The sequence below is a fragment of the Methylobacterium sp. J-078 genome, assembly GCF_022829285.1.
Classification (GTDB): domain Bacteria; phylum Pseudomonadota; class Alphaproteobacteria; order Rhizobiales; family Beijerinckiaceae; genus Methylobacterium.
This window is the reverse complement of the sequence record NZ_JAKSYI010000118.1, coordinates 112,420-127,897: the sequence shown is the minus strand read 5'-3', so window position 1 is coordinate 127,897 and position 15,478 is coordinate 112,420. Positions and strand designations below refer to the sequence as shown.

Sequence of the window (15,478 nt, the reverse complement as noted above, 5' to 3'; positions counted from 1 at the left end):
AGGGGGCGCTCGGCATTTCGCACGCCTGCCATCGCCGACGTTCCGAGGCGTACGACGTCCTGCGTCCGCACCCTGGAAATACGAGGGGACGGGCCGATGCAGGATCGAGATCGAAAAATTCGTACCGGATTGCGGGTACCGCTACCCGCAATCCGTTACCTTCGGAGTCGCTTGACCTGCTCCCCCTCGGGCTCGGGACCCGCCGCGTAGCGACCGTCGCCGAGCGGGTGGAAGTAGGTCTTGGGACCCACCCGTTCGGACATCTTCTTCGCGAAGCGATCCAAGCCATCCGACCAGAATTGCCTGGCAAGCGCCGTCGTCCCCGCCGGCAGGAGCGGGACGATCTCGGAGGGTCTCATCGGCCCGTGACGTGCGAGGACATCGCGCACGTCACGCATCACCGCGTCGCCGTCCGTCGTCGGGGGGGCCTCGTCAACCAACCACGGGGCGACCGCCTCCGGCATGACCTCGATGCCCTTCTCCGCGGGAACGAAGCGGCCGCCCTTCTCGACCAGCGATCCGCCCTCGACCGCCAGGGCCCGCAGGCGGAACCGCAGCCAGCCCACCGACAGCGGCATCTCGACGTCCGCGCCGCGGTTCAGCAGGTTCCCCGACAGGTTCGTCAGCAGGTCGCCCGCGGGCATCGGGCCACGCTTGCGCAACAGCGCCAGCACCTCGCGCTCGACATCCTGCCAGAACGCCTCCTGGGCGCCGGGGACGACCTTCTCGTCCATCTTGCGTGCCATCAGCGCCCGCAGGGACGCGCCGCGTTCCCAGACGTTCCGGCGGCGGTGCTCCTCGGCGACCTCCTCGGGGGTCCGCCCGGCATCCGCCTCGGTGGCGCCATCCCTCCGCAGGCGCTCGACCTCGGCGGTCAACGCCGCCACCCGCGCCTCCAGCACGTCGACCGTCATCCCGGCCTCGTCGAGCATGTAGCCGTAGGCTTCCCGCTCGACCTCGAAGTTCCTGCGCTCGCCGTCCCGGATGCGGCTCTCGTGCGCCTGCACCTCGTCCAGCAACGCCTTGCCGAAGTCGCCCAGGCGCCGCTGCAGGGCGTCCGGCAGTTCCATCAGCTCGATGACGGGCTGGTAGTTGCGGGCCGCCTTCCACCGCAGGAGCTCCGGCCCGACGTCGCTGAACGACCCCTTCCGTTCGAGCGCGTCGCGCACCCGCCGCACCGAGACCCGGACCTTCTTGTCGCCCCTCAGCGCCCGCAGCTTGTCCGCGACGCGAAAGACCTCTGCCCTGTCCACCATGACCGCCGCCCCGAAACCGTTCGGCACAGCATGGCCCCAGGGCGTGAAGAAGCTCTCACCGAACGCGTCGGTCGTAGCGGGCGGATCAACTCGTTACCGCTCAGGCGACACCAGGGGACACAACGCGGCGGCGCCCGATGCGGTGTTCAGGAACGACCGCCCTTCTCGAACCTGTCGACCACGTCCGGTACACGTTCCTCCACCACCTCCCAGCGCGCCCGTCCCTCGCCGAGATGCAGTATCGTGAGGGCCTGGTCGAACGCCGTCGCATGAACCGTGAATTCCTCGACTTCCTCGTCGAACCAGATGCCCGAGGGGTGGGCGATACCAGCCCGGCAGGCTTCCGCCAGATCGGGCTGCGACGCACCGGCGCCCGCGGGGATCTCGTGCGGGGTGCCTGACGTCCTGATGAAGCGACCGGACTTGAACGCCGGCTCGCTCGACCTCGCCCAGAGGGCATATCCCTCCGTGGAGACGACCATGAGCGACCGGCGTTCGGTGATTTCGAGCCACCTCAGCGTCACCGCCGTAAGCGATACGCCGTAACGCTCGGCCAGCGCGCTGAGGTCCGCCAGGGTCGGCTTTGCCTTCGGATCGATCTGCCGCCGCAGGTCATGGAGGGGCATGAGGAGCGCCGCGGCGAACGTGTCCGCCTCCTTCTCGATGTCCTTGCCGGCCCGGCGGCTGACGTCTTCCTCCTTGCAGTAGATGCCCTGCGGGGGAATGCGGTCACGGTGAAGGATGTAATGGGCGACCTCGTGCGCGACCGTGAACCGGCGCCTGCCAGGCGAGGCCGACGAGTTGCTGACGACGAGCCATCCGCAAGGGGCCTCGCGCACCGGAACCAGCGCGCCCTCGAACCCCCTCAGGGGCCGGCTGACGATCTCAAGCACCGGGTCGTCCGGCGAGATGACCCGGGAATATTCGAGGATCAGTTCCTCGACGTCGACCGGGTAACGGTCGGACCCCTTCACCGCGTCGAGCATCCGGGTGAGCCGGTTGGCCCACTTAATCGGTGTCATCTCGGATGTGTCTGGCATCGACCGGAACCTGAATCGCTCACAGGTCCAGGCTCGCAGCCAAGCGAGGCCAGGGCAACGCCAGCCTACGCCTTTCGACGTCAGACGATGCCTATTTCCGGAAGGTCTCGGTAATCCGGCGGATCTGATCCTTCACGTCCGGATCGAGGCCCCTGTACTTCCGGAAGAACGCCTCGTCCTCCGCGGTCGCCAAGTCGGCCTGGGCGTCCATCAGGTAATCGGCGGTCACGCCGAGCGCCTTCGCGATCCGGTCGATCTTCTCGGCCGAGGGCCTAGGGGGATTCTTGTTCTCCACCTCCCAGACGTACGACTTGCTGGAGCCGGTCATCTCGGCGAGCTGGTCGAGCGTCAGACCCGCCTTCTTCCTCAGCTCCTTGATCTTCTCGCCGAACGTCGCCACCGCGGCCTGTCTCCCCTCACGCACCGGTCGAACCAGAAAGTTCGGCGTAGACTAACACCAGGGCCTTGCAAAGCGCTACAACGACGCGCATGTTCGGTGTAGACATACTTTATGGTTCGCTACCACGGTGGCGTAGCCGGAGCACGCGATGCAGCCGGAGAACTCCCCAAAGCCTGGCTGCGAAGCCGACCCGACGTCCCGGGAGCACGGAACGGAACCCCCGACCACCACCGTCGCTGCCGCGACGCCGGCTGGCGAACCTTCCGGGCTGCCGATTCGCTTGGCGCTCTCCGGCGGAGGCATACGCGCCGCGGCCTTCCATGCGGGGGTGCTGAAACGACTGGCCGAGGAGGGCCTTCTGGAAAGGGTCACGCACGTTTCGACCGTATCCGGCGGAAGCCTGCTCGTTTCGGCCCTCATGTCGTTCAACGACCATGCGTGGCCCGGCTCCGCAGCCTACCTCGAACGCACATACCCGGCCCTCCGCAACCTCCTGACGACCGTCGACCTCTTCACGGTCAGGGCAATCGGATGGCGCGGTCTATTCCGTTTCAACCGAAGGATACTGACGCACCGGGCCAGCGTGCTCGCGGATCTCCTGGCCGAACGCTGGGGCGTCACCGGCCGCGTGCGGGACCTGCCGGAGAAGCCCGCCTGGCTCATCAACACGACGTCCCTCCACAGCGGCAAGTGCTGGAGGTTCTCCGCGAGGGAAATGGGGGACTGGGTGTTCGGGCGCCATTACGCCCCCGACATCCGATTGGCGGATGCGGCCGCAGCATCGGCAGCCGTTCCCTACGTCCTGGGCGCCCTCTGGGTCGACCTGCCCAAGGAGGGTTGGTTCCAGACCGATCCCGCCACGCGCAAGCCGCTCAAGCGGACCCAACCCGACGTGGACAGGATCGGGCTTTGGGATGGGGGCGTCTACGAGAACCTGGGACTGGAAGCGATCTACAAGCCCGGAATAGCGCCGGACCCGGCGGCGTTCGTCATCTGCAGCGACGCTTCCGGTCCCGTCCCGGCGTACGGATCGGCCTCCCCGCTCGCCATCTTTCGAGGACGCCTTGCCGGACCCCGCCTCTTCGACATCGCGAGCGACCAGATCCGGGCCCTAAGGTCCAGGATGTTCATGAGGGACGTCGACGCCAAGGTCGTCACCGGCGCCCTCTTCAAGATGGGCGTGTCGATCCGGGACGTCGACATCAAGGAAGGACGCTCGCGCGACGAGCGGGAATACGACGCTTTCCTGAACGACGCCGAAGTCCGCGCGGCTCTCGGCCATCCCACGGACCTCAAGGCCATGACGCCGGCCGCGTTCGAACGCATCGCACGGCACGGCTTCGAGGTGGCCGACACTGTCCTCACGACGCATTCGGCCGCCCTGTTCCCAAGGACGCTTCAGTGGCGCCCGTAGACGAAATGCAAGCCTGAACCCAAGGGAACGAGGAGACTTCGAGATGACCGCCTACGCGACCTTCTATCCGCTCGGAAACGCCGACAGCACCCTGCTTGAGCTCGCGAACAAGCAGTTGCTCCTCATCGACTTCGGCAACCAGCACAATCCCGACGATCCCTACGAGAAGCGCTGCGATCTCGCCAAGGAGTTGAGGGCGGTCCTCCGCAAGGCGGGGCGGAACCACTTCGACGTTGTCTGCTTCACGCACCTCGACGACGACCACTGCCAGCGCATGGGCGAGTTCTTCTGGCTCCGGCACTCGACCGCGTACCAGGGGGAGGACCGCGTCGAGATCGACGAGCTCTGGGTGCCGGCCTGCGCGCTGACGGAAACCAATCTCGACGGCGATGCCCGCCTCATTCGACAGGAGGCGCGCCATCGCCTCCGCGAGAAGAAGGGCATTCGCATCTTCTCCCGCGCCGACCGCCTCAAGTCGTGGATGGAAGCGGAGGGCATGGACTTCGAAAGCCGCAAGCACCTGTTCGTCGACGCGGGCAAGCTCGTGCCCGGCTTCGCCAAGGACGGGCCGGAGGCCGTGGAATTCTTCGTCCACAGCCCCTTCGCGTGGCGACAGGACGAGACCGTGGTCCACGACCGCAACGGCGACAGCATCGTCTTCCAAGCCGTCTTCGTGGACGGTGGGGAGGAATCGTATGCGCTGTTCGGCTCGGACGTCGACCATACGGTGCTGGCCGAGATCGTGAACATCACACGCGGCTACGGAAACGACGACCGCCTGCGTTGGGACCTGCTGAAGCTGTTCCACCATTGCTCGTACCTGTCCCTGGGGCCGGATCGCGGTTTGACCGAGACCGTGGCGGTCCCCGAGGTGAAATGGCTCTTCGAGACCCAGGGGCAGAACCGCTGCACCATCGTGTCGCCGAGCAAGCCCATCCCGCTCCCCGGATCGCTTGAGGACAAGTCCACGCAGCCGCCCCACCGCCAGGCGGCCAACCACCATCGCCGCGTCGTCGGCGACAAGCTCGGGACGTTCATGGTGACCATGGACCAGACCGCAAACCCACCGAAGCCCCTGCGCTTCGAGATCGACCGCTACGGCATCGGCTTGGTGCTTGCGGCCCCGACCGTCGCGACGGCCGCCACCTCCAAGCCCGCCCGCCAGGGTTGAGCGCCATGGCCTGGATCGACGAGTGGGCCGTCATCCCCATCGACGACTTGGTTACGAGGCAGGCGAGGGCCATCGACGCCTACATGCGCACGGCCCCGGACATCGCCACCGTGGTCGAGGCTCGCCGACATCCCGCCGGTCCGGAGATGCTTCTCGTCGATATCAGGACGGGGGTGCCGCAGCGGCCCGTCGTACCCATCGAAAGGATCGAGAGGATCGGCATCGCCCTTGGCGCCGACGAGGCCATGCCCTTCGTGGTGATGCTTCGGGAGGACTTTCCGGACACGGAGCATCAACAGCTTGTGCCGGAGGGCTTTCCCTCCGCCATGTGCATCGACGACCGTCCCTGGGACGAGGCGCGCCTGACTTGGTCCCCGGCGGAACTGCTTCAGCGCGTCCACCTCTGGTTCCGGCGAGCCGCCCGAGGCGAATTGCACGACCCCCATCAGCCCGTGGACCCCTTCTTCGGGCTATCTCCCCTTAAGATCGTCGTGCCAACCTCCGTCCTGTCCGGGACGGACGACGTGGAGCTCGTCGGTTTCAGAACCAGCGATGACGATCCCGACGTCCTCATGGTCCTGCCTGTCGATTCCATGCCGAGGAGCGCGGACGCGAGCCGCATCATCCCGGTGGCCTACACCGTGCCCCCGGAGCGGATGACCCGAATGCGGCGGGCCCCGCGCGATCTGGCAGCGCTCGCTGCGGTGCTTTCGGACCGCGGCGTCGCGATCATCCCCGACCTTCAGGAACGTGTGAGGCGTTGGGCCGGGTCGGAGGCGAAGGACCGGGCGCGCCTCAACGGGGCGCTGGCCCTGATCGTCGCAATGCCGGTCGTCGCTCCGAACGGCGACCTTCCGGGGCTGATCGACCTCCGGGTCTTCATCACGCAGAAGACGGTCGGCGAGGTCGGGGTCGCCCTCGGCGTCCTGCTCCCGGACCAGGATGCGAACGCGGCATCCGGATTCGTCCGTGCGATCCCGTCACGCGACGTAGACGGCATGCAATTGACCGGATGCGTCGTGGAGATGGCGCAGGTCCATCGCGCGTTCGACGCGGGATTGGCCGCCACCTTGGGAGGCCGGCAAACGGCGGACGCGCGGAAGGTGGTCATGGTCGGGGCAGGCGCCATCGGCTCCCACGTCGCCGAAAGCCTCATCCGGGAGGGACGATACGAGTGGTGCATCGTCGACGACGACCGGCTGCTGCCCCACAACCTGGCACGTCACACGCTGGGGGCCATGCAGGTCGGGCAAGTGAAGGCGGCCGCGCTCGGGCATCACCTGAACGCCGTCTTCCAGCCCACGGCAGCCGGCCCGGTCACGAAGGTCATCGGCTGCAACGTTCTCCGTCCCGGGCCCCACGCCGACGACCTCGGCGATGCGCTCGCGCAGGCTGCGGTCGTCATCGACGCCTCGGCCTCGGTCGCGGCGAGCCGACATCTCTCCGACCTCGACGTGCCCGGCCGTCGTGCAAGCATCTTCTTCAACCCCTCCGCCGAAGCCGCGGTGGTCCTCGTAGAGCCCGAGGATCGCTCGACCACGCTGCGCGACCTTGAGGCCCAATATTATCGATCCGTGCTGCTGATCCCCGCGCTGGAGCGCCACCTGACGGCCACGGGCGAGAGGTTCGCTTACACGGGGGCGTGTCGGGCGGTGACGAACCGCGTCCCGGAAGCCCGCGTCGCCCTTCTGTCGTCGCTAGCCGCCATGGGCCTCGCGCGGGCCCTGGATGCCCCCGGCCCCTCAATCGGCATCTGGACCCTCGCCGCGGATGGGGGCGTGTCCGTCACGGCGCCGGTCGTCGCCCCCATCGAGCGCCACAGCCTAGCGGGATGGGAGATCACCATCGACGCCGAGGCGCGATCCGCGATGGTCGCCATGCGGGAGGGCGCCCTACCTGCCGAGACCGGCGGCTCCGTCATCGGCGTGGTCGATGGCTCGGCGCGGAAGATCCATATCGTCGAACCCTTGCCCCCTCCGCCCGACAGCAGAGGGACGCCGGCCGCGTTCGAAAGGGGCATCGAGGGCCTCTCCGACCACGTCACCGGCAAGATGGCCAGGGTCATGGACATGGTCCGGTACGTCGGGGAGTGGCATTCGCACCCCTCCCGACATCCCGTGGACCCGAGTCCCACCGATATCGTCCAACTCTGCCACACGGCCATCGACACCGCCTTGGACAGCTTGCCCGGGCTGTCGCTGATCCTCGGCGACGACGGGCTGAACGTGGTGCTGGCCGAGAAGGTCGGATGAGCGGCAGGAGCAGCGCCAGCCGCCGATCCAGCGAGGGGTCGAACCGAACCTCGCCCATCCAGCGCAAACCGGATTAACGGGGTTCCGAATGGTGACGCGTTTCAGGGCTTATCAATTGGGTACGAAGGGGTCCTCCTTCTCGTACTTCGCCAACGGGCGCTTTACCGTCATCGAAGGTCGCCTGAACGCGATCAACCGGAAGACCTTGCTCGCCGAGATGGAGATCTGCGGGGTCACCCACGCGGACGACCTTCATGTGACGAGCTGGGACGCAGACCACTGCGCTGGCTCGGAGCTTGAGTCACTATTGGGCCTTGTGAGACCGTCTCGGATCGACTGCCCGGGATACGTTCCGCATACCGTCAACGGCGACACGTGCCTCGATATCATCGAGGCCTATCGTCACGAGATGCGGTTCTCCAATCGCGGCGCATCCGTTCGACAGATCACGCCGGCATTCATCGCCAACCTCGATTATGCGCGCGACCTCGCGTTCCAGGACACATACCACAACCCGGTGCATCTCAGCGCGGTATGCGACAACGACAATTCCACGGTGAAGCACTTCCGGCGCGGCGATTTCAACGTCCTAAGCCTCGGCGACGTCGAGTCCACGTTCATCGGCGCGCGCCTCAGGAGGCTGCGTACGCTCCGCCGCGAAACGGACGTCATGATCCTCGCGCATCATGGCGCGGACAACGGATTCACCACCAAGAAGCTGCTGCGGCACCTCGAACCGACGCTCGCGGTGTGCTCGTCGGATTTCGCCAACATGTACAGCCATCCGCCGATGGCGATACGAGAACTTCTTTACAAAGAGAACGTCCGCCTCATGACGACGAAGACCGGCGATGTCATCGTGAAGTCGCTGCCGGACCGCCCGGGCATCTACCGTGCGATCAACCTTCGCACATCATCGACGCAGGCATCCTCGGTCTACGATTTCGCCTCCAAGAAAAATCGCCTTCTCGCGATGAACGACGACAGCCTTCGGCAGCTCTACGTCCCGCCTCGACGGTTCCCGCGTTGAGGCTCAAGAGCCAGGCATGTCATCGAAGGCGAGGCATGGGCCTTTCCGTTCCCTGAAGGCATATGGTGATGCCTGCCGGGAGGTTCGTTGCCGGCTCTAAAAACGATCCGGTTTCGCTCGATGCAATCCCCTGGACTTGGGGGTATCTTCCACAGCGATCCACCGGCACCGCGAAAACAGTTACGCGACCGAGGCCAGGAAATACGCAGGCCTGTTGACTGGCGCGCATTCCAGCTGCACCTGTTCGCCATCCGTTCACAGGCAGCGATGCCCAGGACCCAATCAGTCGTGCCCTTCCGCAACACCATAGCGAAACGCCGCCGCCTGCCCACCGGCAGGACCGTGCCTGTTTCCCGGACCATCCCAGGGGCCTGACCGACGCGATTGCGTCCGGCGGCCCGCGAGGCCGCCATGACCGACGTCATCACCGACCACGCCGACGCCATCGGAGCGTCCGGCCGATCCTCCTTCACGGCGCCCCCGCCGGACACCCAGGATACGTCGCGCCACATCGGCGAGATCTTCCGCCGGCTGGCCCAGGCCGCCGAGACCTTCCCGCCCCAGGCGCATGCCCGGATCGTCACAGCCGTCCTGGTCGCCCTCGGCAAGGCCGTGCTCGTCGAGGCGGAGCGACAGGCCGAGAGGCTGAAGGAGCGGACGGCCCCGTCCCGACCCGGCATCAAGGTCTCCGCGGGCGCCCGCCGTGTCGATTTCGACGGGTGGGACCCGGGCGATCCCGAAGCCCACTGAATTAGAATCCCCAGGAGCGGACCATGCCCTTCCATCATCGCCCGAAATACATAGCGCGCCTCCTGCCAGGCCGCCGCCTGTCCGTGGCCGGCACTTCCCCCACCCCATCCGAGACACCCCCCGGGGCCTGACCGGCGCGCATGGATGCGCGCGGCGGCCCTTCGATGGAGGCTGCCACCATGCGCAAGAACAAGACCCCCGCCCAGGCCCTGAAGCGCCTCACCCGCATGACGGGCCAGGAATTCAAGGACGCGTACGACGACGGCTATCCCGTGTACGGCGAGCCCACCGATCATCAAGGTAAGCCGCCCACGCCGGAGGAGGTGTTGGGATCGGCGAGCGTCTCCACCGTTCTCGCGATCAGCATGTTGCACGCAATGTTGCCGACGAAGGTCATCGCCCGCATCCAGGCACCCCCAAGCCTCGCGCTGGTCGTGACCGTTCCCGGGCCGGACTGGATCGGTCCCATCGCCCACGCACTGACGTCTTTGAGAGCCTGGACGGAGGTCATCAAGCGAGATGGATCGAAGAAGATTAGCGATAACGCCTCTGTTGGAGGAGACAGTGTTGCATCGGCTTTGGGGGCAGGACGTAGCGTTGTCGGCGTAACGACAGCCCCTGACCGCTACCTACCTGCGGCCCTCGTCGCGGCTGCCGACCTCCGCATCGAACTGAAGCCGCCGACCCCGAAGGCTCTCCGGGCAACCATCCGGCTCGTCACCGGGCGCCGTCCGGGGCCTTTGCCCGCCGACCTCATCCGGGGCTTGGGCTTCAACGAGATCGCGGCCTGCATCCGCAGGGGCAGCAGGCCGCGCGATTGCGTTCGACGGCTCAGCGCGGCGTCTGCCTCGAAGAGGGCATCCGCCCCCGACCTCAAGGCTGTTCCTCTGTTGAGGGACACGGTCGGCTACGGCGCCGCCCAGACGCACGGCCTGGCGCTGATCGACGCCGTCGAGGCTTATCGGCGTGGCGAAAGGTCGTGGGCATCAATCGAAGGCAAGAATATCGTGCTGGCAGGTCCGCCCGGTACAGGCAAGACGACCTATGCTCGAAGTGTTGCCAAGTCCTTGGGCGTCAACCTAACGGTGACCAGTGTCTCCTCTTGGTTCGCGCAGACCAATGGATATCTCAACGACATCTGCCGAAAGGTCGACGAGGTATTCTTGGAGGCATCGCAAAATGGCGGCGTACTATTGATCGACGAGCTTGATAGTCTACCTTGCCGAGATCAATGCGATAGTCGACATCGTGATTACTGGATTACAGTCGTCAATCACGTTTTGATGACACTAGATGGCGCGGTTTCGAGCCCTGCATCAAAGCTAATCATCATCGGCGCGACTAACTACCCTGACCGACTCGATGCGGCCTTGACCCGCCCTGGTCGCCTCGACCGCATCGTGCGGATCGACTTGCCGGACGAGGCCGCAATCGAGGGCATCCTGCGTCAGCACCTCGGCGGGGACCTGGCCGGCGAGGACTTGGCACCGCTCGCGGCCATCGGTGCGGGAGCCACGGGGGCCGACATCGCCGGATGGGCTTCCGGCGCCCGCATGGTCGCCATGGCGGCCAAGCGTCCGATGGCGATCTCGGACCTCATCGGGCGGCTCGTGCCCCCCGAGACCCGCTCTCCGGCCGAGCTTTTAGCGGTTGCAAGGCACGAGGCAAGTCACGCAGCCGTACTGACGATCAAGAATTTGGCGGACGTGACGATGGTGTCCATCATCGCGCAGGGCAGCTTCGCCGGCCGCACGACAAGTCGCCTGGGGGATACGTCGAAGATGTCGGCGGACAAGCTCGACGACCTGATCGTCAGCGTTCTGGCCGGCCGGGCCGCCGATCATCTCTGGGACACAGTCACCTCCGGTTCGGCTGGCGGCTCGGGCTCGGACCTCGCCTATGCCACAGCCCTCGTCGCAGGAAAGCATGCGACTTGGGGGCTTGGATCAAGTCTACTTTACAGAGGAGACCAAGCAACGGCGGTTTCGCTCATCAGGACAGATCCTGTTTTCAGGCGTATCTGCGAGGACGACCTCTCGCGTTTGTACGAAATCAGCCGCGACTTGGTCAGCCGCAACACCGGCCTCATCGACCGGATTGCGCATCGCCTGGTCGAATGCCGCGTGCTCGGCGGCGACGAGGTCCGAGCAATGATCGAGGGCTCGCCGCCGGCCGCCGCCAAGGGGGCTTGCAAGGCCGGCACGGGAGGCCCCCATGCCTGAGGATACCGACGAGCGCATCGCCCAGGTCATGCTCGGCCTGATGCGCGCGAGGCGCGCCCTGGATCTCGATCCGCAGACCTTCGACGACCTCGTCGGCTCGATCATGGTGGAGATCGACCTGGGGATGCAGGTCGCGGAGGAGGCCGCCCTGGAAGCCCGTCACCGGCGCCAGGCCGAGGGGAGCGTCGTTGCATTCCCTCCGGCGCGGTTCCGCCAGCCGGAAGGCCGAGGGAACTGAACCGGATGCGCACGTCCCGAAACAGGATCCTCGGGTTGGGCGCCGGTCATGTTCCGCTGACTCACCCAACGGAATCGAAGTGCGTGTCCCGGCGATCCGTGGCAATGTCGCTGCATGGATATGTTCGCGAAAACCTCGGCCGCCATCGTGCGGGCCCGCAGTCAGCCTGGCTCGATAGCCTGAGGTCTTCGCGACCTTCGGCCGGGTGCCCTGGCCGACCTAAGCCTTCCACGAGCCGGCCCACCACGGACCAGGCACCCGGCGACCGGCCGGATCGGGAGGCTACCATGACCCTACGGAACATACCCCGGCGTTAGGTCGCCCAGGCCGAGCCTTCCTTGGCTGGTCGCGTCCGATCCCCCGATGCGTTGGCGGATGGGCGTTCGCGCCCTGCGCGCCCGCATCGCCGTCCCCGGCCACACCACCATCATCGCGCCACCGGAGCCGTCGGCCCCGTACGGCGAAGCCATGCCCGCTTCCGCAGGAGAGCCCCGCCATGACCAGCAACCGCCTCGCGATATCCGGCGCCGAACGCGCCGGACGCCACGCACCTTCCGTGGCCCTGACGGCCCCGTTCGGCCCTGCCGGGCAATCGCGCGAACCGTGCGACGCCGGCCCGCCCAACCGAGTCCCCCACCCGACGAGCCGCGTGCCGGCGGGTGCAAGACCGTGGGAGGCCGTCCATGGCCACCGTCACCCGCGCGCCGCTTGTCGTGCGTACCAACAAGCGCGGTTCCAACGACCGCAACAGCCGCCTCGCCCACCACGGCTGGTTCAACTATTGGCGGACGGAGACCTCGCTGGCCTATCGGGGCACGCTGGCCTTCGAGTTCCTCACCCTGGCCGCCGTGCATCCCTCCGTTCGGGACATCCGCCAGCACGCCGAGCCGGTCTGGTTCTGGAACGGCGGTGACTGGGAGGAATACCGCCCCCGCTACGAGCTCGTCCTGGCGACGGACCTGCCGGGCGTCACCCGTCGGGTCGACGTGGAGGTGCTTTCGAGCGTCGAGCTTCGGCAGGAGCGTCTGAAGTACCGGCGGATCGCCCGGGAGTGCCGCAAGGAGGGACGTCGGTTCCTCGTCTTCACGGAACGGCAGGTGCACGCCGAGTCGAGGCTGACGAACGCCGAGCTCGTGCTGACGCAGGCGGGTGAGGGGCTGGTGTCGGACCACGACCTCGAACAGGTACGCCAAGCCGTCGACGAAGGCTTAAGCCTGACCCTTAACGGCCTGGTCGCGAAGGGCGTGCTTCAGTATCCGCGCGCCTATGCTGCGGTCCTCAACCTCGTGGCACGGGGCGAGATCTCGTTTCGGCCTTCCCGTCGCTTCGACGGCAACACCCCTCTTCTTGGAAGGTCATGACGATGGATCTGCTCGCCCCGCCCCGCGACGCCGCCGCGGACGACAACGACGACGTCTACCTGCGCCGCGGGGACGCCGTGGAGCTGCTCGGCAAGTTCCTCGTCGTCGAGAGCCGCTGCCGCAAGCCGATGGGCTACGTGTTCAGCGAACCCGGCGTGCCCCAGGTCGAGCATCCCATCGCCTCGAAGGACATCAAGGCGTGGCATGCGGCCGGGAAGCTGACCTTCGTCTCGCATGACGAGTTCGGCCTGCCCATCGGCGTCAGGGAGAACCTGAGGCGGTCGCTTCGGGCCTTCTCGATGCCGGAGAAGCGGGAGATCGTGCGCCGCCTGCGCTACTGCCGTGCCCTCGACGACCTCGGTCGGGACTTCTCGCGTTCGCAGGTGTCCCTGCAGCCGGTCTGCGACCGGATCGCGTCGGAACGCGGCGACGCCGGCCCGCACGATTGGAGTTCCGTCTATCGCTGGTGGCGGATCTGGGCGCGTGCCGGTCGCGACCCGAGGGCGCTGTGCCCCAACACCGCCAAGCGCGGCAACCGCGACCGCAAGCTGGCGGCGTACCAGATCAGGGCGATGCGGGAGGCCATCGAGAGCGATTACCTGCGTCGGCATCGGCCGAACGCGACCACCGCCCTCAAGGCGTGCAACGCCCTCATCGTGAAGGCGCTGGGCGGTACGGAGAAGGCGCGTGCCGTGGTCGCCGAGATGGCGCGGAACGAGGACCCGGCCAAGCGGTCCCCGTTCCCGTCGATCAAGGCGTTCCGGGCGGAGTGCCGGCGGATCTCGCGGGTCGTCCGCACCGCGAGGCGGAAGGGACCGGACGCGGCGCGTCAGGAGATGTTCCCCGTCGGGGCCGGCCCCGTCGTCGAGCGCGCCTTCCAGCGGGTGGAGGCGGACTTCAAGTACCTGCGGCTGTTCGTGGTCGACGAGAAGACCAAGATGCCTTTGGGGACGCCTTACCTGATGGCGGTCATCGACTGCTATTCCGGATGCATCGCCGGCTTCGACATCGGCTTCGACCCTCCGTCCTACGTGTCGACGGCGCGGGCCCTCAAGCATGTCATCGGCTTCAAGGACATGTCGGCCTTCGGGAAGGACGAGGACGGCGAGCCGCTGATCCGCAACGCCTACCCGCTGAACGGCGTCCCCTTCAGATTCTTCGTCGACAACGACCAGGCGTTCCATTCGTCGTCGTTCATCCACTCGGCCAGGGCCCTGGGATGCCACGTCGACTACATCCCGCCGTCGCAGTCCTGGAAGAAGGGGCGGATCGAGCGCTTCTGGGGCACGGTCCAGGAATGCTTCCTCGACATGTTCCCCGGCAAGGTGCTCCGGTACGGCGACGACCGGGCACGCGACTACAAGCCCGAGGACGACGCGGTGATCTCGCTCAGCCAACTGCGCCTGTTCGTGACGAAGGCCATCGTCGACGTACACCATCAGGGGGTGGACGAGTGGAGCGGCGAGCGGCGCATCGACCTCTGGACGAGGTCCGCCGAGATGGATCCGCCGCGCCGGGTCCGTGCCCACGATGACCTGGTCGAGCTCGTCGGCGCCTACGAGGAGCGCAAGGCGGAACGCCGTGGCATCCGGCTGTTCGGGTTGCGCTACAACAGCAGCGACCTCGCTAGGTACCGGGCGGGCTTCGAGAAGGACCCCAGGGTCGAGATCCGCTACGACCCCCAGAACATCGAGCATGTCCTGCTGATCGACCACGCGAAGGGTTTCACCCTGCGCGTGCCGTGCACCCGGCCCGACTACGTCAGGGACCTCAGCCTACACCAGCACAAGGTCATCCAGCGCCGGGCCAAGGACCGGAGCCCCGAAGGCATCATCCGCATGGGTGCGCTGACGATGGCGAAGGCCGAGTTGTTCAAGCTCGGCGAGTCCATGCTCAAGGTCCGGAAGGGGGGCGGCAGGCTGACCAAGGTCGCCCATTTCCTTGGCATCGGACGCGAGGTCCTCGACCTGATGTCGCGCCGGTTCGAGGACGCCGAGCAGAGCGCCGGGCCTCTCGATCTTTCTGACGAGGCCGTCCACGACCCGGAGGACGACCGTCAGGCACGCACCGACGAGAGCCTCGTCGACACCTTCAGGGACGGGCCGGACCGCAAGCCCAAGCCGAAGGCCAAGCCCCGCACGCCCCGCCCGAAGGCGAAGCCTGCGGCGTCGTCCAAGCAGCCGGAAACGGCCCCTCCGGCCGAAGCCGCCTCGACCCCCGTCCCGCCGAAGCCCGCCCCGTCGCGGACGCCCGGCGCCCGTCGCAAGATGAAGGTGATCTACGATGATTGATGCCAAGTCCCTCGTCGGCAAGGACGGCCTGTACCCGGACGACATCGCCGAGA

General features: G+C 66.8%; 12 protein-coding genes. 9 read left to right on the top strand and 3 right to left on the bottom strand.

The window, feature by feature from the left end:
- Nucleotides 1-155: 155 nt before the first annotated feature.
- The 3 genes from MKK58_RS20065 to MKK58_RS20055 all read right to left on the bottom strand — a co-directional run bounded on the left by MKK58_RS20065 (nucleotide 156) and on the right by MKK58_RS20055 (nucleotide 2,696).
- Nucleotides 156-1,256, bottom strand: a complete 1,101-nt coding sequence (locus MKK58_RS20065) for a DNA-binding protein (protein WP_243914181.1) — start codon at nucleotides 1,254-1,256, stop codon at nucleotides 156-158.
- Nucleotides 1,257-1,402: 146 nt separating this feature from the next.
- Nucleotides 1,403-2,242, bottom strand: a complete 840-nt coding sequence (locus MKK58_RS20060) for an ImmA/IrrE family metallo-endopeptidase (RefSeq protein WP_243914179.1) — start codon at nucleotides 2,240-2,242, stop codon at nucleotides 1,403-1,405.
- Between the two features lie 145 nt (nucleotides 2,243-2,387).
- Nucleotides 2,388-2,696 (bottom strand): helix-turn-helix domain-containing protein, encoded by a 309-nt coding sequence (locus MKK58_RS20055; RefSeq protein WP_043382550.1) that lies wholly within the window; start codon nucleotides 2,694-2,696, stop codon nucleotides 2,388-2,390.
- Between the two features lie 148 nt (nucleotides 2,697-2,844).
- Between MKK58_RS20055 and MKK58_RS20050 the strand changes: the two genes are divergently transcribed.
- The 9 genes from MKK58_RS20050 (at nucleotide 2,845) to MKK58_RS20010 (ending at nucleotide 15,425) form a co-directional block, all read left to right on the top strand.
- The gene (locus MKK58_RS20050; RefSeq protein WP_243914172.1) at nucleotides 2,845-4,110 is read left to right on the top strand and encodes a patatin-like phospholipase family protein; all 1,266 of its coding nucleotides are present in this window, start codon (nucleotides 2,845-2,847) and stop codon (nucleotides 4,108-4,110) included.
- A 43-nt stretch (nucleotides 4,111-4,153) separates the two neighbouring features.
- A complete protein-coding gene (locus MKK58_RS20045; RefSeq protein WP_043382553.1) occupies nucleotides 4,154-5,281 on the top strand; it encodes a hypothetical protein in 1,128 nt (375 codons plus the stop codon).
- A 5-nt stretch (nucleotides 5,282-5,286) separates the two neighbouring features.
- Nucleotides 5,287-7,533: a ThiF family adenylyltransferase gene (locus tag MKK58_RS20040; RefSeq protein ID WP_243914170.1), complete on the top strand. Its 2,247-nt coding sequence runs from the start codon at nucleotides 5,287-5,289 to the stop codon at nucleotides 7,531-7,533.
- An 88-nt stretch (nucleotides 7,534-7,621) separates the two neighbouring features.
- Complete coding sequence (locus MKK58_RS20035; protein WP_243914168.1) at nucleotides 7,622-8,563, top strand: hypothetical protein; 942 nt, start codon at nucleotides 7,622-7,624, stop codon at nucleotides 8,561-8,563.
- A 411-nt stretch (nucleotides 8,564-8,974) separates the two neighbouring features.
- Nucleotides 8,975-9,313 (top strand): hypothetical protein, encoded by a 339-nt coding sequence (locus MKK58_RS20030; protein WP_243914166.1) that lies wholly within the window; start codon nucleotides 8,975-8,977, stop codon nucleotides 9,311-9,313.
- A 179-nt stretch (nucleotides 9,314-9,492) separates the two neighbouring features.
- On the top strand, nucleotides 9,493-11,535 hold the full coding sequence (locus MKK58_RS20025) for an AAA family ATPase (RefSeq protein ID WP_243914164.1): 2,043 nt from the start codon (nucleotides 9,493-9,495) through the stop codon (nucleotides 11,533-11,535).
- Complete coding sequence (locus MKK58_RS20020) at nucleotides 11,528-11,773, top strand: hypothetical protein (RefSeq protein ID WP_243914162.1); 246 nt, start codon at nucleotides 11,528-11,530, stop codon at nucleotides 11,771-11,773. The genes MKK58_RS20025 and MKK58_RS20020 overlap by 8 nt, the downstream gene beginning before the upstream one ends.
- A gap of 683 nt (nucleotides 11,774-12,456) precedes the next feature.
- The gene (locus MKK58_RS20015) at nucleotides 12,457-13,134 is read left to right on the top strand and encodes a hypothetical protein (RefSeq protein WP_243914160.1); all 678 of its coding nucleotides are present in this window, start codon (nucleotides 12,457-12,459) and stop codon (nucleotides 13,132-13,134) included.
- The gene (locus MKK58_RS20010; RefSeq protein ID WP_243914158.1) at nucleotides 13,131-15,425 is read left to right on the top strand and encodes a Mu transposase C-terminal domain-containing protein; all 2,295 of its coding nucleotides are present in this window, start codon (nucleotides 13,131-13,133) and stop codon (nucleotides 15,423-15,425) included. Before MKK58_RS20015 ends, MKK58_RS20010 begins: the two co-directional genes overlap by 4 nt.
- The last annotated feature ends 53 nt before the right edge of the window (nucleotides 15,426-15,478 follow it).